The 21,030-nt window shown below is 71.9% G+C and carries 12 protein-coding genes; 4 read left to right on the top strand and 8 right to left on the bottom strand.

What is annotated here, in order from left to right:
• The 3 genes from AAHG09_RS25855 to AAHG09_RS25845 form a co-directional block, all read right to left on the bottom strand.
• Positions 1–583 (bottom strand): polysaccharide biosynthesis/export family protein (locus AAHG09_RS25855; RefSeq protein ID WP_342110364.1); only part of this gene is annotated, 583 nt, incomplete at its 3' end.
• Between the two features lie 184 nt (positions 584–767).
• On the bottom strand, positions 768–2,258 hold the full coding sequence (locus AAHG09_RS25850) for an LTA synthase family protein (RefSeq protein ID WP_342110363.1): 1,491 nt from the start codon (positions 2,256–2,258) through the stop codon (positions 768–770).
• 175 nt (positions 2,259–2,433) lie between these two features.
• Complete coding sequence (locus AAHG09_RS25845; RefSeq protein WP_342110362.1) at positions 2,434–3,930, bottom strand: capsular polysaccharide export protein, LipB/KpsS family; 1,497 nt, start codon at positions 3,928–3,930, stop codon at positions 2,434–2,436.
• Positions 3,931–4,312: 382 nt separating this feature from the next.
• On the opposite strand from AAHG09_RS25845, the gene AAHG09_RS25840 reads away from it, so the two are divergent.
• The 4 genes from AAHG09_RS25840 to AAHG09_RS25825 all read left to right on the top strand — a co-directional run bounded on the left by AAHG09_RS25840 (position 4,313) and on the right by AAHG09_RS25825 (position 7,809).
• Positions 4,313–5,620 carry a capsule biosynthesis protein gene (locus AAHG09_RS25840; RefSeq protein WP_342110361.1) on the top strand — a complete coding sequence of 436 codons (1,308 nt, stop codon included), beginning with the start codon at positions 4,313–4,315 and terminating at the stop codon, positions 5,618–5,620.
• 81 nt (positions 5,621–5,701) lie between these two features.
• Complete coding sequence (locus AAHG09_RS25835; RefSeq protein WP_342110360.1) at positions 5,702–6,469, top strand: SDR family NAD(P)-dependent oxidoreductase; 768 nt, start codon at positions 5,702–5,704, stop codon at positions 6,467–6,469.
• A gap of 1 nt (position 6,470) precedes the next feature.
• Entirely contained in the window at positions 6,471–7,331 is an 861-nt protein-coding gene (locus AAHG09_RS25830; protein ID WP_342110359.1) for a formyltransferase family protein, read from the top strand.
• A gap of 67 nt (positions 7,332–7,398) precedes the next feature.
• The gene (locus tag AAHG09_RS25825; protein WP_342110358.1) at positions 7,399–7,809 is read left to right on the top strand and encodes a flagellar basal body rod C-terminal domain-containing protein; all 411 of its coding nucleotides are present in this window, start codon (positions 7,399–7,401) and stop codon (positions 7,807–7,809) included.
• Here the strand turns inward: AAHG09_RS25825 and AAHG09_RS25820 are convergent.
• The 5 genes from AAHG09_RS25820 to AAHG09_RS25800 all read right to left on the bottom strand — a co-directional run bounded on the left by AAHG09_RS25820 (position 7,802) and on the right by AAHG09_RS25800 (position 20,994).
• Positions 7,802–9,196 carry an amino acid permease gene (locus tag AAHG09_RS25820; RefSeq protein ID WP_342110357.1) on the bottom strand — a complete coding sequence of 465 codons (1,395 nt, stop codon included), beginning with the start codon at positions 9,194–9,196 and terminating at the stop codon, positions 7,802–7,804. The genes AAHG09_RS25825 and AAHG09_RS25820 overlap by 8 nt on opposite strands.
• 125 nt (positions 9,197–9,321) lie before the next feature.
• Positions 9,322–9,966, bottom strand: a complete 645-nt coding sequence (locus tag AAHG09_RS25815) for a hypothetical protein (RefSeq protein ID WP_342110356.1) — start codon at positions 9,964–9,966, stop codon at positions 9,322–9,324.
• Positions 9,959–11,959: a hypothetical protein gene (locus AAHG09_RS25810; RefSeq protein ID WP_342110355.1), complete on the bottom strand. Its 2,001-nt coding sequence runs from the start codon at positions 11,957–11,959 to the stop codon at positions 9,959–9,961. Before AAHG09_RS25810 ends, AAHG09_RS25815 begins: the two co-directional genes overlap by 8 nt.
• Positions 11,960–12,187: 228 nt before the next feature.
• On the bottom strand, positions 12,188–13,555 hold the full coding sequence (locus AAHG09_RS25805; RefSeq protein ID WP_342110354.1) for an aminotransferase class I/II-fold pyridoxal phosphate-dependent enzyme: 1,368 nt from the start codon (positions 13,553–13,555) through the stop codon (positions 12,188–12,190).
• A complete protein-coding gene (locus tag AAHG09_RS25800) occupies positions 13,552–20,994 on the bottom strand; it encodes an SDR family NAD(P)-dependent oxidoreductase (RefSeq protein ID WP_342110353.1) in 7,443 nt (2,480 codons plus the stop codon). The genes AAHG09_RS25805 and AAHG09_RS25800 overlap by 4 nt, the downstream gene beginning before the upstream one ends.
• Between the last annotated feature and the right edge of the window lie 36 nt (positions 20,995–21,030).

Below are 21,030 nucleotides of genomic sequence, written 5' to 3'. Positions count from 1 at the left end.
GGCGGGCGCCGGCCGCGCCCTCGCCGGTGACGGTGACCGCCTGGCTGATCGGCCGGGTGACCGAGACCAGCACCTGCGGCTGGATCGCCTTGCCGGCGAGTTCGTTCTCGATCAGCCCCTGGACGTCTTGGGGCCGTCGGCCGGCGACCTTGATGCGGCCGGCATAGGGCACCGAGATGGCGCCGTCGCGCCCGACCGGCTGCTCGGGGATGAGGGCGGACTTGGAGCCGGCCGAGAAGCGGTCGGCCACCAGCGGTCCGGAGAACAGGCCGCCGGATCCGGCCTCCCAGATCGAGACCGAGACCATGTCGCCGATGCCGATGACCGGCTCGGTGGAGGGGCGGTGGTCGCCGAAGGAGGCGAGCAGGCTGTCCAGCGGGCGGCCGCGCAGGGCCTCGACCACCGCGGGATTGACGTCGATGATCTCGTAGCGGGTCAGCAGGCCGCCATCGGCGGTGGCCACCTCCGCCCCCGCCTGGATCGCACTCGCCGTCGGACCCGCCGCAGGCAGGTACGTGCACCCGCCGGCGGATCCGGCCGCCAGGGCGGCCATCAGGGCGGTGCGCGCCGTCTTACGCAGCATCACAGAGTCTTCTCCAGCCGATCCCGCGCCATCGCTGGCCCGGACCGGGACATCCAGTTAGATCGCCAAACGCTGCGATCGCTTTAACGGCCGTGCGACCGCCCTCGCGGAGGGCTGCATCATCCATCGCTAATACGTCACCAGCATGGCACCGCCACGCTTCGCGCCGGCAAGCTTGACCATATCACGGTGCGGCGGCGCTGTCCGCAGGCTCGGTCGCGATCGTACCGCGCAACGCCCGCCCCAGGGCGTCGGCCGCGATGTCGAGCCGGCGCGGGGGTGCCGCCGGCCGGCCGAACCGGAACAGCGCATAGTCGGTCGTCCGGCCGCCGAATCCCGGCGTGCAGGCGGGCAGCGAGGGGGCGTGATCGCCGAACACGCAGAGCGTCATGGTCTGGCCGCGCCCGGCGGCCAAGCGGTCGAGCCCGGCCACGACCGCCTCGACCATCTGCCCGGTATGGGCGACATGGTGCATGTACTGCGCCTGCGGATCGTCGAGGCCGGAGAGGCGGCCGGGCTTCCAGGGCCCGTGATTCTCCATGGTCACGCAGAACAGGAACAGGGGCGTGCGCCGTGCCCCGACCTCTGCCAGCAGGCGCTCGCCGAGGGCCACGTCCCCGACATAGGGGCCGACCCGCTCGGCCGTCCCGAACGCCTCCTCCATCACGAGGTCGCTGAAGCCGAAGGCCTCCATCACCTGCGCCCGGCGGAAGAAGTCCCGGTGGAACGGATGCAGGAACAGGGTGTCGTAGCCGCGGCTCCGGGCCAGCCGGGCGAGGCTCGTCGGCTCGTCGCCGCTGCGGGACGTGTAGGGGTCGTAGCGGCCGAAGCCGAGGGTTTCCGAGGGCCGCCCGGTCAGCACCGCGTGCTCGCTGCGCATCGTGTAGGCGCCGTGCGCCGGGACCTGGAGACGGCCGTACTGCGCGGCCCGGCTGCGGACCAGCTCCATCACCGGCAGGGCCGGGCCACCCAGGCGCTCCGGATCGATGAACGATTCGAGCTGGATCACCACCACCACGTCGTCCCCCGGGCCGGGGGGCAGTTCGGGCGGCTCGGGCACGGGCGCGCTGCCCGCGAAGGCCCGGGCGGCGTAGCCCAGAAGGCTCGCCGGCAGGCCGACCCGCGCCACGTCCGCCTCAAGGTCGGGGCGCGGAAACCAGCGGGCGATCAGCCGGGCGAGCGGCGGTCGCGGCGCGGCCCAGGCCAGGAGCGCGAGCAGCAGCGGCAGGCCGACGAGCGCCAGGACCCGCGGGAGGGTGGCGGCCGGCAACACGCTCGGCTCGGTCAGATACCAGAGCACGGTGACGCCCAGGGTGGCGAGGACCGGGATGCTGACCCGCGGATGCCACAGGGGCGGGATGTAGTAGAGCTGCGGGTGGCGCGGCACCTGCGGCAGCAGGGCGAAATCGCTGAACAGCAGCGGCTCGCCGATCACCGAGCGCTTGGCCCGGCTGACCACGATCAGCGCCGTGACGGAGATCACCAGGGTCAGGCCGGCGAGCCAGGGCCGCCAGGAGAATGCGAACCAGAACAGCAGGATCAGCAGGTAGCCGAGGAGCCGCAGGGCGAGATCCCGCGGGGCAAGGCTCGCCCGGGTGAGCGAATCCCCGGCGAAGAATTCCAGCGCGAGACAGAGCGCGAGCGCGAGGCCGGTGGCGATGAGGAACGTCGTCAAGACTCGAAACACTCGGCGTGGGGCAGCGTCAGCACTGCCGGGAAAAGATGTGCGCGGGCAAGGCGTTGCGGGCCGTTCCTGAAGCCGCGGAAGCGGAGCCGCCCCGGAGTCGCCCATCTGACAGCCGACATGAACGGCACGCGCTATCGCTTTGATGTCGCGGACACATCATGCCCTACCGTGGACCGGCCTCGCGGCCGACGCCCCTTCGGCTGCGCAGGGCCCGGACGATCGGGTTCAGGAGCCCGTAGCGCGCGCGCATCACCCAATGGGCGGTGCGGCCGATCGACAGGGCGCTGCGCGGGGCCGCCTCCCGGGCCGCGCTCAGGCGGTCGAGGAGCTGCTCCGGGCTGCACGGCTTCATCGCCACGGGGTCGAGATAGCGCGGGTAGAGAATCATCGCCCCCGCGACCAGCTCGTCGAGGCCGAGCCGACGGCCGCGATCGGCCCCGGGGGCCAGGTCCTCCGACAGGCCCCAGCCCGCGTAGAACGGCCGGCCATGGGTCGCCACGGTCAGGCCGCGGATCAGCGCCTCGAACCCGGCGAGCGACGTCATGGTCTCCACGTGATGCACCCGGTCGAGGAGATCGACGATGCTGATGCCGGCGACGATCCGGTCGGCGAGCATTAGCGCCTCCGCCTCCGGGATGAGGCCCGGGCGGAAGCCGGCCTCCACGTCGGGGTGCGGCTTGTAGAGCAGGAACGCGTCCGGATTGCGCCGCCGCGCCGCCTCAAGCAGCGCCCGGTTCGAGCGGACCAGCGGGGAGCCGTGCCGGACCGAGGCGTCGTCCTCCACCTGGCCCGGCACCAGCACGATCTTCCGGCCCGCGGGCCAGTCGAGGGCGGCGGCGTCGAGCCCGACATTGTACTTGCTGAGCCGGCGCGCCACGACCTCCTCGCGCAGGCGCTTCGCCCGGGCGACGAGATCCGGCGTGAAGTCCGACTCCGCCAGCAGGCGCTGCAGCCGGCTCTCCCGGCGCGGGTCGTAGTAGATGCCGAGATCGTCCACCACGATCGAGGCGCCGGGCTGCAGGCTCGCGCCGAGGCCGACCGAGCGCAGGAACCCGTCCTCCACCCGGGCAAGCGGCAGCCCGGCCTCCGCGCAGGCCGCCTCCAGCTGGCCCGGCGCCCGGGTCGCCCAGGCGAGGACGCGGCCCTGATGGCGCTGCCCCGCCGCGACGGCGGCCTCGGTGGTCATGGTGTGGAGCGGGCGTCCGGCGGGGCCGGCTCCCAGCACGTCGAGGGCGGGCCGCTTCCAGCGCGACATCCCGACATAGATCACCCGGCGGTCGTTCTCGGCGAAGCGCGCCCGGAGCCACGCCACCCGCTCCGTGCAGGCCGCCCGATCGATCGGCGCCCGGGTCCAGGGATCGAGGTAATGGACCCCGCCGTCCCCGCCGAGCGGCCGTCCGTCGAGGCTGATCCGCAGGGAGGCGAAGCCGCGCTCCGGATCGTCGTAGGGACTCAGAAGCGGGCCGGGCGCGACCGCGAGGCGGCGGCGGCCCATCAGCTCGAGCAGCCGGTCCGCCGCGCTCCCCGCCCCCCAGGCCACGCCGGCGGCGCCGGGATGCACCCGCCCGAAGGCGAGGCCCGTCGCGGCCTCGATCTCCGCCCGGAGGCGGCGGATCGTCCGGCCGGTCGCGTAGAGCGACAGGGGCGGTTCAAGGGGCATGGTCTCGACGCATCTCTGGTTGTCGGGCTCCGCACCACCGGGGGGACCGGGGGGACCGGGAGGACCGGGAGGTTCGCCCGCCTGTAGCGCATTTTCGCGCCGATGGCGTGGAATGGACAGTGTGGGATTTCGGGGACAACCCGGCCGGTTCCGCAGCCGCGCCATACACCTGAAAGGATTTGGACATACCGTCGCCGTGATTGGCCGCTCAATCCGAGTCGGAGCCGCAAATCCGCGACCGTTGCAGACGGGCCACGCGGGTGCGGAAATGCCGTGCTGCGGCACGGCCTTGGATTGCGAGGCCGCGGGGCCTCGTGCCACCTCACGGCAACGTGCCGGGCCGGTTCGGTCAGTCCCAGGGTCAAGGAAGAAGCGCCGCGGAATGCAACAGCCCGCCCTCGACGCCCTCCGCGACCGCCCGGCGACCTTCCTGTTCCTACAGGGTATCGCCACGCCGTTCTTCTCCGATCTCGGGAAGGCGTTGCGCGCGCGGGGCCATCAGGTCCGGCGCATCAATCTCTGCCCCGGCGACTGGCTGTTCTGGAACGGCGCGGCCGACAATTACCGCGGCCGCCGCGAGGCCTGGGGCATCTACCTCGAAGATTATCTGACCCGCGAAGGCGTCACCGACATCGTGCTGTTCGGCGATTGCCGGCCGTTCCACAAGGCCGCGCGGATGATCGCCGAGGATCGCGGCCTGCGGGTCCACGTGTTCGAGGAGGGCTATATCCGCCCGAACTGGATCACCTGCGAGCTCGGCGGCGTGAACGGGTTCTCGTCCCTGCCGCGGACCGCCGAGGAGATCCGCGCCCTGGCCCGGCGCCTGCCGCAGCCCGGCCGGGCGATGCCCTCCACGGGCGACATGGCACGCCGGAGCGTCTGGGACGTCGGCTACAACCTCGCCAACGTCCTGTTCCCCTACCTGTACCCGCATTTCCGCAGCCATCGGCCGACCCATATCGCGGCCGAATACGCGGGCTGGATCAAGAAGTTCGCCCGCCGCGCCCATACCCGCCGCGAGGCGGCCCGCTGCGACGAGATCTACCGCGCGGTCGGCTGCGACTACTTCCTGCTGCCGCTGCAGCTCGACAGCGACTACCAGATCCGGGTCCACTCGCCGTTCCTCGGCGTCGAGGGCTTCATGGACCGGGTGATCAAGTCCTTCGCGGATGCCTCGGCGGCGCCGACGCGCCTCCTCGTGAAGCTGCACCCGCTGGACAGCGGCCTGATCAACTGGCGCAAGTTCGCCCGCGCCTCTGCCCGCCGCCACGGCGTGAGCGACCGGCTCGACTTCATCGACGGCGGCGACCTGCCGGCCCTGATCAAGGGTGCCCGCGGCGTGGTCATCGTCAACTCGACGGTGGGGATGCTGTCCCTGGAGATGGGCTGCCCGACGCACGCGGTCGGCACCGCGATCTACAACATGGCCGGCCTGACCCATCAGGGCGACCTCGATGGCTTCTGGAAGAACCCGACCCCGCCCGACATGGGCCTGATGGCGGATTTCCGCCGGGTCGTGCTGCACCGGACACAGGTCAACGGCGGCTTCTTCTCCAAGGAGGCGATCGACCGGGCCGTGGCCGGCTCCGTGCCGCGGATGGAGTCGGCCCTGCCGGATTCGATGCTGGCGGCGGCGCGGGCGATCCGCGAGGCGGCGGAGCGGAACGGCGAGCTGGCGCCGGTCTACTGACGGCTTTCAGCGATCGGCTTTCATCGCCGCCGAGTCCCGCCGACCCTTGATCTTTCCATACCGGGCGGCGTAACCCGCCGCATGCCTCGCATTCTGATTACCGGCGCGTCGAGTGGCATCGGCGCGGCGCTGGCGCGCCACTACGCGCAGCCCGGCGTGAGCCTCATCCTCGTCGCCCGCAACGCCGGACGCCTCGAACGTGTCGCCGACGATTGCCGTGCCCAGGGCGCCGTCGTCGCGGTGGCCCGCCTCGATACCCGCGACCGCGCCGCCGCCATGGCGCTGGTTCACCGGACCGATGCGGAGGCGCCCCTCGACCTCGTGATCGCCAACGCGGCGGTGAACGGCGGCAACCAGGAAGGGCAGGTGGAGGCCGAGGACGTGGCCTTCGAGACCGCCGACATCAACTACACCGGCTCGCTCAACGTGGTGCTGCCCACCCTGACGCTGATGCTCCAGCGCGGGCGGGGCCAGATCGTCCTGCTGTCGTCCCTGGCCGCCTACGCCCCGTTGCAGGACGCGCCGGCCTATAGCGGTGCCAAGGCGGCCCTCGTCGCCCACGGCCTCGCCCTGCGGCAGAAGGTCGGGCCCCGGGGCGTGAAGGTCAACGTCGTGACACCCGGCTACGTGAAGACCCCGATGGGCGGCGAGCTGAAGGGCTGGCGTCCCTTGGAGATCAGCGCTGAGGAGGCGGCCGTGCGCATCGCCAAGGGCATCGCGGCCAACCGCGACGTGATCGCCTTCCCGTTCATCCTCACGGTGCTCGCCCGGACCGTGCTGCTCCTGCCGGAGAGCGTCCGCAAGGCCGGACTCTACGCCTTCCGGTTCCAGCGGCGGAAACGGCGCTGATATGGCCCGGCCCCGGATTGCGCTGTTCGTCCTGGAGGCGCTGCCGAACGCCCGGGTGGTCCGCCGGTTCGTCGCCGATCATCCGGCCGACATCGCGTTCGTGGGGCTGTCCAACGCCGAGCGGCCGTCGAGCGGGGGCCTGACCGGGCAGGTCCGGCGGCACCTCGCGCGCTCGGGCCCCGGCATCCTGCCCTATCTGGCGGTCAATTTCGGGCTGCCCGACCTCCTGCGCCCGCTGGCGCCGTTCACCCAGGCGGTCTCCGGCAGCGGCGACGCGCCCGAGGCGACCCCGCTCAAGACCCTCTGTCGCCGCCTCGGCATCCCGACCCTGACGGTCGACGACGTCAACGGCCCCGAGGTCGCGCAGACGCTGCGCGACGCGGCCCCCGACCTGATCCTCACCTACCATTTCGACCAGATCCTGAAGCCCGGGACGATCGGGCTGGCGCGGCTCGGCGGCATCAACGGTCATCCCGGCCTGCTGCCGCGCCATCGCGGCCCGGTGCCGACGATCCACGCGCTCTCCGACGGGCCCGGCAGCTTCGGCATGACCCTGCACCGGCTCGCCGCCGCGATCGATGCCGGGGCGATCCTGTCCCAGGAGGCTGTGCCGCTGCCCCCCGGCACCACCGCCACCCGGGCCGCCGTGGCGCTCCACGCCCATGGGCGCGGGATGCTGGACCGGCTGCTCGACGCGGTCGCCCGCACCGGCGCCCTGCCGGAGGGCCGGAGCTTCGAGGTTTTGCCGTACTGCCCGTTCCCGGACCGCGCCCTGCTGGCTTCCCTGCGCCGCCGGGGCCTGCGGCTCACCGACGGGCGGGATCTGCGGGAGGCGGTGAGCCTGTCCGGGCGGGTAACTTAACCGACCGTTAAGGCTGTCTGGTAAGGATGCAGTCGGCTCTTCTCTGCTCGCCCACAAGGCCCCGCGCATGCCGGATACCAGCGCGCTCCATGCGGCGTCCGACGTCCTCGCCGCGGGCCGGCAGGTCCAGGGCGGCCGGATCCGGGCGATCTCCGAGAACCTCGCCAACGCCGATTCGGTGTCCGAGACGCCGGGCGGCGCGCCCTACACCCGCAAGATCGCGGTGTTCGCCCCCGTGGTCCCCGATGACCCGCGCGACCCGGTCGGCCGCATCGTGCGCGACACCAGCGCGTTCCGCAGCCGCTACGACCCGTCGAACGTCGCCGCGGACCGCCGCGGCTACGTCCTGCTGCCGAACGTGAATGCCGCCACGGAGGCCGTCGATCTGCAGAAGGTGGTCCGGAACTACGAGGCCAACCTCAACGCCTCGGGCATCCTCGACAGGCTGAGCCGGGCGACGCTCGATCTCCTCAGCTAAGTCGGGCGTGGCGCCGTCCGTAGCCGGCGTAGACGGCGAGCCCGATCGCCAGCCAGAGCGCCAAGCGGATCCAGGTATCGGCCGGCAGCGAGGCCATCAGCACGAGGCAGGACAGGATGCCGAGCCCGGCGATGAGCGGCGCCGCCGGAACCCGGAACGGGCGCGGCCGGGACGGATCCTTGCGGCGCAGGATCAGCACCGTCGCGCAGACGAGGCAGAAGGCGAGCAGCGTGCCGATGCTGACGATCTCGCCCAGGATGTCGATCGGCACGAGGCCCGCTACCGCGGCGGTGAACAGGCCGATCACCGTCTGGCTGGCGGCGGGCACCCGCGTCACCGGATTGACCCGGCAGAAGACCGCCGGGAGGTATCCGTCGCGGGCCATGGCGAAGAAGATCCGGCCCTGCCCGTAGAGGGCGGTCAGCGCCGAGGTGGTCAGGCCGATCAGGGCGCCGATCTTGATCACGGTCGCGAAGGCCGAGAGCCCGATGGCGTCGACCGCCTTGGCCACCGGATCGGCGACGTCGAGGTCGCGGTAGGGCACGAGGCCGGTGAGCACGGCGGCCATCGCCACGTACAGCACCGTGGTGATCAGGAGCGAGCCGATCAGCCCCACGGGCGCGTCGCGCTGCGGCGCCCGGCACTCGCCGGCGGCGGTCGCCACCGTCTCGAACCCCACGAAGGCGAAGAATACCACCGCGGCGCCGCGGAAGACGCCGCTCCAGCCATAGGCGCCGAAGGTCCCGGCATTCTCCGGAACGAAGGGATGCCAGAGTTCGGGCCGGAGATGGACGGCGCCGACGCCCACGAAGGCCAGGATGATCGCGACCTTGCAGGCGACCAAGAGGCCGTTCACCAGGGAGGCCTCCCGGGTGGCGCGGGTCAGCAGACCCGTGAGCACCAGCACGATGGCGACAGCCGGCAGGTTGACGATCCCGCCGTCGCCGGGCGCCCCCGCGAGCGCCGCCGGCAGGCGCAGGCCGAAATCCGCCGCGAGCGACTGCGCGTAGCCCGACCATCCGACCGCCACCGTGGCGGCCGCGACGGCGAATTCCAGCACGAGATCCCAGCCGATGATCCAGGCGGGAAACCGGCCGAGGCTCTCGCGGGTGTAGGTGTAGGTGGAACCGGCCTCCGGGATCATGGCGGCCAGCTCGGCGTAGCACAGGCCGACGAAGCCGCAGGCGATCCCGCCAATCACGAGGGACAGGCTGAGCGCCGGCCCGGCATATTGCGCCGCCGCCGTCCCGGTGAGCACGAAGATGCCCGCCCCGATCGTGGCGCCGAGCCCGATGGCGACGAGGCCCGGGGCGGTGAGGCTTCGGGCGAGGGTCCGGTCCTGCCCGGACGCCACGTCGTCCCCCCTGGTCATCGCCGATTCCGCCATCCCGGTCGTGCTCCCTGATCGCCCGACAGACGGACGCGCAAGAGGCACGCCGCGCAGCTTGCCCAGGGCTTGTCGCACCACTGTCACGCGGACTGGATCACCTCCGAGGTTCCGCGTCGAGGTCCCTAGTCCGGCCGCTCCCGACCCGGGCTCGCGGTTGGCGTCCCCCCGGGCGCCGACGCCCCCGCGATCAGCCGCGTATCGGTCCGGAAGAGCCGGGCGACCCATCCGGCGAAGCGGATGAAGGCGCGGCCCTGCGGGGTGATCACGTAGCCGTCCGCGGTCGGGGTGACGTTGCCCGAGGCGCTTTGCTCGGCAAGGCGCCGCTCCATCTGGCGGAACGTGCCGAGATAGACCGCGTCGAACACCCGCCGCGCGCGCTCGGCATCGAATCTCTCGTCGGGATGTGCCGCCATCTGCCCGAGCAGGAACACGCTGACCGAGCGATCGACCGTGACGGGCAGGATCACGAAGCCGCTCAGGTTCAGGGACAGCGACAGCACACAGGCCCCGAGGGCGTCGCGCCGCCGCAGCCCCCAGGCGCGGCCGAGGCCGGAGAACGCCACGGTCGCCGCCAGCGTGAGCAGGAAGGCCACGATCAGCAGCAGGAGGCCGCGGTAGAACAGGATCGTCACCCCGGACCAGAGGTCCGTCTGGAACAGCAGCACGAAGATGCCGAAGCCGCCGGCGAGGGCGCCCGTGTACAGCAGCGCCTGAGCGGCGATCCAGCGCAGGGCCCGGCCGGCACGGGACGGGAGACGCTCAGTCATCGAGATCCTCGACGCGCAGGATCCGCACGCGCGGATCCGCATAGGCGGCCCTTGTGCGCCAAATCCAGGATTCGGGTTCGCCCCAGGGCTTATCCGCCGCCGTGACCACCAGGGCGCCGATCCCGGCCTCGGTCGCCCGACGGCGCACCTCCGCGGCGCGCAGGGTCGAATCGAAGATCGGCGTGACCACGGCGAGGCGCGCCGCCACCGCCTCGGGGCCTGCGCCGAACAGGCGCGCCTCGCGGTCGGCCACAGCCACGGGCTGCAGCCCGTACAGGCCGAAATCGAACACGCGCCGCGTGACAGGCGCGGCTTGCAGGACCAGATTCCGGGGCAGATGCGTGCCCGCCCAGGCATAGGCGGCGCGCAGCGACCGATCGATATCCGGGCGCCGGTTGAGGATGGCGAATTGCGGATGGTCGGCGGCCGGATAGGCGCGCATCCCGACGAAGCCGTAGAGCGTCGACGCGTAGCCGAGGATCAGCAGCGCGCCGAGCGATCCCGAGAGTCGGAGTCGCGCCCCCGGGCCGATCCGGGTCAGCGCCACGACGGTCCAGACGAGCGCCGAGACCTGCGCGAGCAGCACCACGCGGGCGCCGAGGTCGTTGTAGAGGATCGCCGAGCGGACGAAGCCGCCGAGCAGCAGGCCGGCCGCCGCACAGATCGTGAGCAGACGCCCCGCCTGCCTTGCATGGGCCTCCCGTCGCGGCACGATCTGCCAGAATAGGAGTGCGCCGCCCGCGAAGAGGCCCAGCGCGACGTAGTAGTTCATCGGCAGCAGGATCAGCCGGAGCAGATCGAGGCCCGGCCCGTCGTCGATCTGTTCCAGAGGGCCGAAGCGACGGATCGCGAAGCGGATCGTGCCGCCGGTATCGGCCCGGTTCTGGAGGATACTGAGGAGGTAAGGCGCGGCCAGGACCGCGCTGAGGGACCCGGCCGCCGCGAGCCGGGCGGCGTCGCGCCAGCGGTGCTCGAACCCGAGCAGCGCCAGCCAGAGCCCGGCCGCCGCGGCCGTACCCAGGCAGACCCAGACCGAGAGCCCAGCACAGGCCGCGAAGGCGATCGCCGCCGTGACGAGGCACGCGATATCCGCACGGCGATCCGGCCGCGCGTCATCGGCGCGCTCGGCGAGCACCAGGAGGCCGAGCCAGCCCGCCAGGGCGGCCGCCACGTGGTGCGGCACCCAGACCAGGGCGGTCGGCCAGTTGACGACCTGCTCGTTCAGCCATTCCGGAATCGGAATCCAGAAGCCCGAAGCGGCCCGGTTCAGGAGCACCAGCAGGATGTCGAGGCCGCCCGCCGGCAGGAGCACGAGCACCGCCCGGCGCAGGAGCCGGGGCGACACGTCCCGTGCGAGCCCCGTGGCGGCGAGGAGGCGATCCAGCAGACCCAGGAGTGCGATCCCGGTCCATGCGGCGAGACCCGCGAAGGCGGTGCGCCCGTCGACCAGCCGGCCGCCGGCCCAGTCCACCAGGGCGGTGAGCGTGTAGAAGTAGTAGTAGTATCCCGCCCGCTCGGGCCGGGCGAAGAACGGGTCCACGGGCGGCAGGCCGTGCTCGACGATCGCGCGGGTCAGGGCCGCGTGCTTGACGAGGTCGATGATCGTGAGCGGCTGGTGGAGGGCGGCGCCGGTGTCGATGTCGATCAGCGCGTAGGCCACGATCCCGAGCCAGAGCGCGCCGAGCGCGCCGGCCGGGCGATCGAGGGGCCCCCGCAGGTCCCGGAGGGCCGAACGCAGGACGGCGAGCCCGAGGCCGACATTCGCCAGGGCCGCCACGGGCACGCCGGCCGCCTGGATCAGCAGGGCGTCGAGGGCGGGCAGGAGCGCGATGCCCAGGAGGGCCGCACACAGGCCGCGCCGGCCTGGCGACAGCGTCCGGAACGCGAGCACGCCGGTGACCGAGCCCAACGCGTAGCCCGGCAGGAGGACGAGGGGAACACCGAGCAGCGCCGCGAGCAGGACACCGCACACATCCGAGAGGGTGCCGTTCATCGCCGGGCCGCGTTTCGTGCGCGCTCCCGCGTAGCACCGGGGCGTTAACCGTTTCCTTGGGACGCGGAGTCTTCCGCGTCGGGCAAACGGATCACGTCATGGTTTCGGAAGGTCGGGACCTTTCGCGAGTCCAGGGCGGAGCCCGGAGCAGGAACTCAGGGCTCTGCCCTAAAAACCCGCCCAAGGGCTCGCCCTAGGGAAACCCGGAATCTCAGGTCCAGGACGTCGTCAGGCGCGCTTGGCCAGGAGCTGCTCGATCAGCGAGCCGCCCTTGTCGATCGCCGCCAGTTCCTCGGCCACCGCGTTGACGGTGTCGCGGATCTGGTCGGGCGTGTGCTCGGAGGTCAGGAAGAAGCGCAGGCGCGAAGCGCGCTCGGGCACCGCCGGGTGGATGATCGGCTGCACGTTGATGCCGCGCCGGAACAGGCGGTCCGACAGGGTCACGGCCTTCAGCGAGTCGCCCACGATGATCGGCACCACGGCGAGGCCGAGGCTGAAACCGGTATCGAGGCCGAGCTTCTTGGCGGTGGTCAGGAACAGGGTACCGTTCTGGCGCAGGCGCTCGACCCGCTCCGGCTCGGCATTCATCACGGCGAGCGCCGCCTCGGCGGCCGCGGCGAGGGGCGGCGACATGCCGACGCTGTAGACGAAGCCGCCGGCCGAGTGCTTCAGGTACTCGATCAGTGCGATCGGGCCGCAGATGTAGCCGCCACAGGTCGAGAGCGTCTTCGACAGGGTGCCCATCCAGATGTCGACCTCCTTGGGGTCGACACCGCAATGCTCGAACAGGCCGGCACCGGTGCGGCCGGTGACGCCGAGGCCGTGGGCCTCGTCGACCATCAGCCACGCATCGTAGCGCTTCTTGAGGGCGATGAGCCCGGCGAGGTCCGGCGCATCGCCGTCCATGCTGTAGAGGCCCTCGACCACGATCAGCGCCCGGCGGTGCTCGTGGCGGGTGGACTGGAGCAGGGTCTCCAGCGCGTCGAGGTCGTTATGCGCGAAGGAACGGCGCTGGGCGCCGGAGAGCTGCGCGCCGGTCACGATGCTGTTGTGCGACAGGGCGTCGTGGAAGATCACGTCGCCGGCTTCGAGCAGGGCGCCGATGGTGGTCACGTTGGTGGCGTGCCCGCTCACCATCACGACGCAGCCCTCGGACCGGTAGTGCTTGGCCAGCGCCTGCTCCAGGCTGATGTGCCCAGGCCGCTCGCCCGCCACGACGCGGCTCGCCGAGGCCGAGGTGCCGTAGGAATCGATCGCCTCGCGGGCCGCGTTGCTCACCCGCGGATGGCCGTTGAGGCCGAGATAGTCATACGACGAGAAGTTGGTGAAGGTCTTCTGGTCGATCCGGGTGGTCGCGCCGGCCTTCGCGTCGTGGACGCGGAAGAACGGGTTGCCCAGGCCGATCAGCTCGGCCGCCTGGCGCTGGAGCTTCAGCTCGCGGTAGCCCGGCAGGTTCTCGAAATTCTGCGCCGCCGACTGGCCGGCCGGGGAGGCCGCCTTGACGGGTGCCGGGCGCGGCGTGGCGCGCCCGAGGCGGTTCGTCACGAAGCCGGCGAGCGCCGCGCGCCCGCCGTCAGGCCGTGCCGTATCGGTCATGGGTTGGTCTCTTTGATCGCGCTGGATGTCTGCTCGATGAGTTCCCGGAGAGGCGCCATCATCTGCGCATCGATCTCACCACCGACATGCTTCGAGACGAGGCTCATCGCGACGCCGGCGGCCTCATCCATGGGCGCGGAAACCGCCTGAATTAAGGACTCCGACAGCTCGTTGACGGTCATGCCCGAGGAGAGACCCGCGGGGGGCGCATCGAGGGCGAAGCGCTCCTGCAGGCTGGCGCCGAGCTCGACGCCCATCAGCGAATCGAGGCCGATCTCCGAGAGCTGGCGCACGCGGCTGATGTCGTCCTTCGGCAGGCGCAGGATGCGGGCGATGTCCTCGACGATCGCGTCCGACACGGTCTTGCGGACCGAATCGAGGTCGCCGCCCTTGAGCAGGGCCCCGATGTTGATCGCCTGGACGCCGCCGGCCTCGGCCTGCTGGTCCGATCCGAGTTCCGCGTAGCTCGGCGAGCGCATCGTGGCGAGACGCTCGCGCGCCTTGCCCCAGTGCATCGCCGCGATGGCGATGACCGCCTCGTCCGGGGACGCGCCCTGGCTGCCCAAGGCCTCGGCCATCAGGTCGAGGCAGCGGCGGGCCTCCATCGGCGTGACGCCGACGCGGCCGGCGAGGCCTTCCATGACCGCCTTGTTGCGGGCGAGCATGCCGACATCGCCAATCGCACCCCAGGCCACCGCCAGAGCCGGCAGGCCACGGCGGCGGCGCTGGCGCGCCAGACCCTCCATGAAGCCGTTGGCGGCCACGTAGGAGCCCTGGCCCGGGTTGCCGATGAAGGTCGTCGCCGAGGAGAACAGGACGAAGTAGTCGAGGCTCCGGTCGCGGGTCGCGGCGTCGAGATGCTGCGCGCCGATCACCTTCGGGCCGATCACCGCGTCGAGCGCAGCCGCGTCGATGTTGGAGATCAGGCCGTCCTGAAGAACCGCCGCGGCGTGCAGCACGCCGGCCAGCTTCTTGCCCTTCTGCTCGATCTCGGCGAGCAGCCGGTCCACCGAGGCGCGGCTGGTGATGTCGACGGCCTTGGCCTCGACGGTCACGCCCCGGGCCGATAGCTCGGCCACGATCGCCTTGGCCTCGTCGGTGGCCGCGCCCTTCCGGCCGGCCAGCACGAGGTGCTTGGCACCCCGGTCGATCAGCCAGCGCGCCGCCTCCAGGCCGAAGCCGCCGAGGCCGCCGGTCAGCAGGTGGACGCCCGTCTCCGACACCGTGAACGGCTTGGCCGTGTCCTTCATGATCGTGCCGGCCTTGGGCGGGCTGATCACGATCTTCCCGATGTGGCCGGACTGCTGCATCAGCCGGAACGCGTCCGAGGTCTCGGCCGCCGTGAAGGGCTGATAGGGCAGGGGCTTCAGGCCGCCGTCGTTGAACAGGGCCATCACCTCGCGGAACATCCGCGCGCCGTCGTCGCCCTGGTGCTGGATCACCTGATCGAGGTCGACGCCGAAGTAGCTGAGGTTCCGCCGGAACGGGCGCAGGCCGATATGGGTGTTGGCGACGTAGTCGCGCTTGCCCAGCTCGATGAAGCGGCCGAACGGCCGGAGCGCGTTGAGCGAGCGCTCCATCGCCTCGCCGAACAGGCTGTTCAGCACGATGTCGACGCCGTCGCCGGTGATCGCCCGGATCTCGTCCACGAAGGCCAGCGAGCGGGAATCGAGCACGTGCTCGGCGCCCAGCGCCTTCACCAGCGCCCGCTTCTCGCGGGAGCCCGCCGTGGCGATGACCCGCGCGCCCTTGAGCTTGGCGATCTGCAGGGCCGCCAGCCCGACGCCGCCCGCGCCGCCATGGACCAGCACCCACTCGCCGCGCCGCATCCGGGCGCAGGAGACGAGGCCGTAATAGGCGGTGAGGAACGCCACCGGCACGGTGGCGGCCGCCATCGGGTCGAGGCCCTGCGGCATCGGCGCGACGACGAGGTCCGGCACCACGATATGGGTGGCGAAGCCCGATTGGGCGAAGGCGACGACCGGGTCGCCGACCTTGAAGCCCTTCACGCCCGGGCCGACGGCCGTGACGCGGCCGGCGCATTCGAGGCCGAGGCGGGGGCCGGCGAAGCCGTCCTCCAGGATCTCCTCGGGGAGCATCGAGAGCGCCCAGAGAACGTCGCGGAAGTTGAGGCCGGTGGCCTCGACCGCAATCTCCATCTCGCCCTTGCCGGGGGTGCGGCGCTCGGCCGGTCCCCAGACCATCTCGCTCAGGCCGCCGGTGTTGCTGCGCTCCAGGCGCGCGGCCTCGGCCGGCACCAGATCCGCCGGATCCCGGTGCTGCGGTCGGCCGGCATGGAAGCGCACGACCTGCGTCCGCTCGTCGTCCAGCACGATCTCGGTCTCCGGCGTGCCGGAGAGGATGAGGTCGCGCAGCCGCTCGGAGGCGCGCTTCGACGACATCTCGGGCGAGAGGTCGATGCGGCGGACGTCGAGGTTCGGGGCCTCGTTGGCGAGGGTGCGGGAGAAGGCCCACACGCCGGCCTCGATGTTGGTGGTCTGGCCGCCGCGGTCGCGGGTCGCGCCGGGGGCGACGACCCAGAGCCGGGTCTGGCGCGCGCCGAGATGCTCGGTACAGCGCTTCAGGCTGAGGCAGCGGTCGCGCAGCCGCTCGGACGCCTCGCCGCCGCGGGTGAAGGCCCCGGCCAGGAACACCACCGTGTCGGGGGTCTCCTTCTCCAGCTCCATCAGGGAGGTCTCGGAGTCGAGGATGATCGAGACGTGCACCCCGCCCGCGACCAGCAGGGTCGCCAGGGAGGAGGCGGTCTCGGCCGCAAACTCGTCGTCGGAGCCGATGATGAAGGCGAAGCTCTGCGCCGGGGCCGGGCCCGGGCGCACCGGCGCCTCCGCGGTCAGCAGCAGGTCGTCGCCGTTGGCCGACGCCGCCCGCTCGACCTCGACCTTGACGAGGCCGTGGGCGCTCAGGATGCGCTGCCAGCCCTCGATATCCTCGAGCCGGCCCACGGGCAGGCCGCCCGCCGCCTCCTCGAACCAGCCGGCCGTCAGGCCGAACACGAGGTCGCGGAACAGGGAGGCGCCCGGCTCCACGGCCACCAGCAGGCCGCCGGTGGCGAGCGCCCCGGCGAGCTGGCCCGGCAGGCCGCGATCGCCGCGGTGCAGGCTGCCCGACGCCAGGATCAGGTCGTAGCTGCCCGGGGCGAGCTCCTCGGCGGTCTCCACCACGGCGGCGGCGCGGCCGAGGGACAGGCGGGCGCGCTCGGCGAGCCGGCGGTCGGTCTCGAACACGGTGAGCCGGGCTTCGGCGGCGGCCGCGAAGGTCGCGGTCTGGGCCGAGAGCGGGCCGAAGCCGACCTGCAGGACGCGCAGCGCCCGCTCCTTGGGGAGCTGCGCGCGGCTGCGCTCGATCAGGCCGGCGACCACGTCGGCGCCGTGGCGCGCGGTGGCCGAGCGCAGCACGAAGGCGTCGATCGCCCCCTGCGGCAGGGCCGGCGCGTCGCTCAGCGTGCCGGCGAGCAGCCGGTCGACCAGGGCGCCGACATCGGCGATCAGCACCAGCTCGGCCGAGAGGTCCGGATGATCGCCCGCGATCCAGCGCATGATCTCGTCGGGGGCCGGGAGGGCGGAGCCGTCACCCAGCGTCCAATTCTGGCCGGCACGCTCGGCGAGACCGCTGCTCTCCAGGGCGTAGAGGGCGTTCAGCAGCCAGGGGCGCAGGGATTCCGGCACGCGGCTGTCGGTAACCGAGACGGTCTCACCCTGGGCCAGCCCGGAGGCGAGGCGGAAGGCGAGCGAGGTCGCCCAGCCCTCCAGCAGGAGGTGGCCCGGCGACAGGGCGGCGTCGGACGAGCCCTTCGCCTCGGCGGCGAGCGGACGCAGCCGTGCGGCCACGCTCGGACGGCGCTCCATCGGGATCGCGGTCGGCTCGGTGGCGAGTTCCGGCACCTGCGAGATCGCGAAGGCCGAGAGGTCGCCGCCGTTCTTGGCGCGCAGGGCCTGGAACCGGCCCTCGCGGATCGTGGCGATCACCGCGCCCTCGGCGTCGAGCAGGGTGAAGTCCGCCAGGATCGAGCGCTCGTTGCAGCGGCGGGTGCGGATGATCGAGCGGGCGATCACCGCGCCGGGGCGCAGCAGCCGGACCTCGCCGAAGCGCACCGGGATGTAGGCCTTGCCGCCGTTCTCGCCGAGCAGGTCGGCGAACAGCAGGATCAGCCCGTGGAAGCAAGCGTCCAGCCGGTTCGGCACGAGGCCGTAGCGGGTGTCGGGCTCGGCCGGCAGCAGGTCGGACACGATGGTGGCGTCGTCCAGCCGGGCGCTCATGGCGACCTGCTGGAAGCTCGGGCCGAAGGCGAGGCCGGAGGCCAGGGCCTTGGCGTAGAGCGCGTCGCCGGTCAGCACGTGGTCGCCCGCCGTGTCGAAGCTGAATCCGTCGAGATCCGGCGCCTTCGGGGCCGAGAAGCTGCCCTCGACGATCTTGGCCTGGGCGTGGAGCTGCCAGGGGGTCTGGGTCAGGCGCGGACGGCTCAGCACCTGGATGCCGTTGCCGGAGCCCGACAGGCGCACCGCGACCTCGCGCAGGGCCTCCTCGGCGAATACCATCGGGGCGACGATCTCGAAATCGGCCAGCACGACCTCATCGTCGCGCAGGGCTTCGCGGACGCAGGCGAGCGCCATCTCGACGAAGCCGGCGCCCGGCATGATCACCTGGCCGTCGACCTTGTGATCCTCCATTTCGGGCACGGTCACCGGATCGACGAAGCCGTTCCACTCCAGCCCGTCGAAGGTCGTGCGCGAGCCGATCAGCGGGTGGTAGGGGCGGGGGCTCATCGCGCCGACGCCCTCGGTGGTGTCGGCGAGGCGGAACGGGCGGCGCTGCCACGGATAGGTCGGCAGGCGCACATCGCCCTTCGGCGCGTCGCCGAACAGAACGGCCTCGTCGACCTGCGCGCCCTGGACCAGGGCGGCGCTGACCGCCTTGGCGATCGGATCGCCGCCCGACGCCTTGCGGTGCATCACGCCGACCGTGGCGGTCTCGATGCCCAGCGGCTCGACGGCGTCGCCGACATGCGACATCAGCGTCGCGCGCGGGCCGACCTCGACGAACACGCGGGCGCCGCGGCGGGTGGCGTCCTGCACGGCCTCGCAGAAGCGCACCGGCTCGCGGATGTTGCGCCACCAGTAGCCGGCGCCGAAATGGCTGCCGTCCAGCACGCTGCCGGTGACGGTGGAGACCATCGCGGTGGTGCCGGCGCGGGACTTCAGGCCCGCGAGATCGCGCAGCAGCGGCTTCTCGGTCGGGTCCATCAGCCGGCCGTGGAAGGCGTAGGCGAGGTCGAGCTTGCGCCCGCGGCGGCGCTTGCGCGACAGGGCCTTGAGGGCGGCGTCGATATCGGCCACGGGCCCCGCGACCGTCACGGCCTTGGGGCTGTTGTAGGCGGCGATGTCCAGGGTCGGGAAGTCCTTGAGGAAGGTCTCGACCTCCTCGGACGGCATCAGCAGCACCGCCATGGTGCCCTGGCCGTGCGTCGTCTCCTGGTGGTGGCTGCGGTAGTAGATGACCCGGACCGCATCCTCCAAGGTCAGGATGCCGGCGGCCTCGGCGGCCGCGATCTCGCCCACGCTGTGGCCGAGGACGTAGGACGGGACCAGACCCTTGGCCTTGAGGGCGGCCGTGGAGGCGCTCTCGATGGCGAAGATCAGCGGCTGCGAGACGCTGGTCAGCGCGAGGCGCGTGTCGAGATCCTCGGCGTAGAGCGCGTCCTTCAGAGACCAGTCCGAATAGGTCTGGAACAGGGTGTCGATCCGGTCGAAGGTCGCGCGGAAGACCGCGTTCTCCTCGTAGGCCTCGCGGCCCATCCCGGCCCACTGGCTGCCGTTGCCCGAATAGATGAAGGCCACCTCGGCGACGCGGTCGACCGCGGTGCCCGTGAAGGCGTCCTGGCTGTCCTCGCCCTCGCCGACGGCGCGGAGCGCGGCGGCGACGTCGGTCTTACCGTCGAGCGCGATGGCGAGGCGGGTGGACATGCGCTCGCGGCGATGCGCGACGGCCGCCGCGAGGGTCGGAGCCTGCGCGGGCTCGGCCTCCAGGCGCTCGGCGTAGTCGAGGGCCAGTTCGTTCAGCGCCGCCCGGCTCTGGGCCGAGAGCAGCAGAACCTGGGCCTCGGGCTCCGGCGCCGTCTCGGCGGCCTTCGCCCACGCGGGCGCGTCGGTGATCACCACGTGCGCGTTGGTGCCGCCGAAGCCGAAGGAGTTGACGCCGGCGAAGCGCTCGCGCGAACCGCGCGCGATCTTCAGCGGCGCGCGCACGACGTCCAGGTTGAGCTCGCCGAACGGGATCTCGGGGTTGAGCTCGGCCGCGTGCAGCGACGGGGGCACGAGGTCGTGCTCCAGCGCCAGCGTCGCCTTCATCAGGCCGGCGAGGCCCGAGACCGGCTCGGTATGGCCGATATTGGTCTTGATCGAGCCGATCGGTAGCGGCGCCTGCCGGCCGCGACCGAGCTTCGAGCCGATGGCCGAGGCCTCGATCGGGTCGCCCACCGGCGTGCCGGTGCCGTGCGCCTCCATGAAGGCGAGGTCGTCGAGCGGGATCCCGGCCTCGCGATAGACCTTCTCCAGCAGGGCGCCCTGGGCGTAGCCCGAGGGGAGCGAGATGCCGGTGGTCCGGCCGTCGGAGTTGATGCCGGAGGCGGCGACCACCGCGCGCACGGGGGCGCCGTTGCGCCGCGCGGCCTCGGCCGATTGCAGCACGAACACCACGCCGCCCTCCGAGCGCACGTAGCCGTCGGCGTTCTTGGAGAACGCCTGGCACAGGCCGGTGCGCGAGAGCATCTGCGCGGTGGAGAAGCAGATGAAGTTGAACGGGCTCGCCAGCACGTTGACGCCGGCGACGACGGCCGTGTCCACGCGGCCCGACCGGATCGCCTGCACGGCGTTGTCGAAGGCGACGAGCGAGGACGAGCAGGCCGTGTCGACCGTGAAGCTCGGGCCCTTCAGGTCGAAGATGTAGGAGATGCGGTTCGAGATGATCGACAGCGTGTTGCCGGTCGCCGCGTAGGCGTCGCCCGAGGCCGCGTCGAGGATGCGTAGGTTGCCGTAATCGAGCGAGGAGGCGCCGACGAACACGCCGATATTGCTGCCGGCCACGCTCGACGGGCGCAGGCCCGCGTCTTCCAGGGCTTCCCAGGTCAGCTCCAGCAGCATCCGCTGCTGCGGATCCATCTGCTCGGCCTCGCGGGGCGAGATGCCGAACACCGCCGGATCGAACGACCACACGTCGTCGATGATGCCCGCTGCCCAGGTGTAGCTCTTGCCGCGCTCATGGGCGCGGGGATGCGCGAACCGCTCCAGGGAGAACCGGTCGGCCGGCACCTTGCTGACGGCGCAGCGCCCCTCGGAGAGGAGTGACCACAGGCCGTCCACGCTGGGGGCCCCGGGCAGTCGGCATGCGCGTCCGACGATCGCAATGTCTGTACGTTGTGTCACGTTCGGTTCGCACACGCTCGTTATCGGAAGTCGGCT

It is taken from the genome of Methylobacterium guangdongense (genome assembly GCF_038442355.1).
GTDB lineage: Bacteria > Pseudomonadota > Alphaproteobacteria > Rhizobiales > Beijerinckiaceae > Methylobacterium > Methylobacterium guangdongense.
Note: the sequence above shows the minus strand (reverse complement) of the source record. Positions and strands in the feature narration are given on the sequence as shown.